General features: G+C 67.6%; 2 protein-coding genes. Both read right to left on the bottom strand.

The window, feature by feature from the left end; translation table 11 throughout:
* Positions 1 to 416 precede the first annotated feature (416 nt).
* A complete protein-coding gene (locus ACTHJR_RS04950) occupies positions 417 to 1,154 on the bottom strand; it encodes a hypothetical protein (RefSeq protein WP_440522015.1) in 738 nt (245 codons plus the stop codon).
* A 16-nt stretch (positions 1,155 to 1,170) separates the two neighbouring features.
* Entirely contained in the window at positions 1,171 to 1,923 is a 753-nt protein-coding gene (gene rlmB, locus ACTHJR_RS04945) for a 23S rRNA (guanosine(2251)-2'-O)-methyltransferase RlmB (RefSeq protein ID WP_440522014.1), read from the bottom strand.
* Positions 1,924 to 2,048 lie beyond the last annotated feature (125 nt).

Raw genomic sequence — 2,048 nt, 5'->3', positions numbered from 1 at the left:
CTTGCCGACATCGCAGCCGACGAAGCAGGTGGGGATGGTGGTGGAACCATGCATTGCAGGCTATCCTCCAGTGGCTTGTGATTGTCTGCGGGCGTCGACAAAGCGGCCCTGGCAACTCACCAAGCGTCAAGGGAAGCGATCAGGCGACCAAGATGACGACGGGCACGAGCCCTATGCCGGGACGGTCGGACCAATCGCGCCCGGGCCGGGTGGCCACCCGGCCCGGGCATCCCGCTTATGAGCGGAACCGCGCGCTTATACGATAACTCAAACAGACAATGCCGGGCTTGTCCCCGCATCCGCCGCGCCTTCGAGTGACGGGCTAGAAGCACTAGCCTTAAGCCTCCTCCCGGCAGACCCCGGCACAAGGCCGGGGTGACGGAATGCCTACAACGCCGGCCCCCTTTGGCCGCGCCCTACTTCCCCGGCGCGAACCGCACCACCGCCATCGGTGCGGTGTTGGACAAGGGCGTCGCCTTCCACGTCACGGTCTTGCGGCCGCCGATCATCTTCACCCCGTCCTCGTTATTCTGGCTGACGATCTCGGCATCGGTGTCGAGCGTGAACACGCCGTCGAGCTTGGCCGAGGCCTTGCTCGCGTCCGATCCCATCCCGCCCGCCGCATCCTTGGCATCGTTGGCGAAGCCCGGCGCCTTGACTCGCGCGGTGCCGTTGGCGCGCAACTCGACCGCGACGAACGGGATGATGATGCCGGCGTCGAGATTGTACGGGAACAGATAGGCGTGATCGAGCTTCCCGCTGATCTGATAGTCGATCACGAATTTGTTATCGCCGACATACTCGACTTTGCGGAAGCCCGCTTCCTTGGCCAGCGTCGCGGCCAGCTCGCGGTTCTTGGCGTCGGTCTCCGCCTTGGTCTTGGCGTCGTCCTTGGCCTTGTCCTTGTCGTCAGCGAAGGCCGCGGTCTTGAGCGAGACGCCGTCGGTCTTCTTGGTGTCGTCGTCGCCCGACGGCATGTCCTTCATCGCCTCGTTGAGGTCAAAGGCATAGACCTCGCCCTGATCAGCGTAGGTGAAGGTGCGATCGGCGTTGATCGTCAGCGTCGAAGTGAATTTGCCCGGCGCGAGCAGGCATCCGACCAGCACCAACGGTGCGAGCAGCACCAGCGCCAGACGCGTCACCCGTGCGGTCATTTCCCCCACCCCATCGTCAATCGCGCGCGGCCACCGCGTAGAGTGCGATCGCGGCGGCGTTGGACACGTTCAGGCTCTCGATCCTAGGCGATATCGGCAAGCGCGCAAGCTGGTCGCAATGCTGCATCGTATTGTGCCGCATCCCCTCGCCCTCGGCGCCGAGCACCAGGGCGATGCGCGCCTGGCCGATGACCTTGCCGAGCGTGTCGTTCGCTTCGCCGGTCAGGCCGACGCGCCAGAAGCCGCCCTCGGCGATCTCCTCCAGCGCGCGCGACAGGTTGACCACGCGGACCCAGGGCACGATCTCGAGCGCGCCCGAGGCCGAGCGCGCGACCGTGCCCGATTCGGGCGGCGCATGTCTGTCCTGCGTCACGATCCCCAGCGCGTCGAACGCCGCGGCCGAGCGCAGGATCGCGCCGACATTGTGCGGATCGGTGACCTGGTCGAGCACGACGAGCGGGCGCTGGTCGCCTTCGCCCTGCCCCTGTTCGAGCAGATCGCCGAGCCAGATGTCCTCGAGCGGATCGACCTCGATCACCAGCCCCTGGTGCGGTGCGTCGCCCGGCACCAGCCGGCCGAGATCGGCTACGTCGGCATAAGTGATCGGGATCACCGGCGGAATGTCGAGCCCGGCCAGCGCCTCGCGCGTCGCCCACATCTTGCGGACGGTGCGTTCGGGATTGGCGAGCGCCGCCAGCACCGCGTGGCGCCCCCAGAAGCGGGGCCGCGATGCGGGCGCTTGGCTTGGACGGTGGCCTCTACGCGCCATGACTAACTCGTCGCCCCCGCGGAGGCCCGGGCCGCGGGGGGGTTGTGGGGGGCCCCCTCACGGGGCGGGCCCCCGCCCGGCCCCGGGGCCGGGGGGGGGGGTTTTATAGGGCGTGGGGAAAAAGT

This window comes from Sphingomonas sp., assembly GCF_051962185.1.
Classification (GTDB): Bacteria; Pseudomonadota; Alphaproteobacteria; order Sphingomonadales; family Sphingomonadaceae; genus Sphingomonas.
Note: the sequence above shows the minus strand (reverse complement) of the source record. Positions and strands in the feature narration are given on the sequence as shown.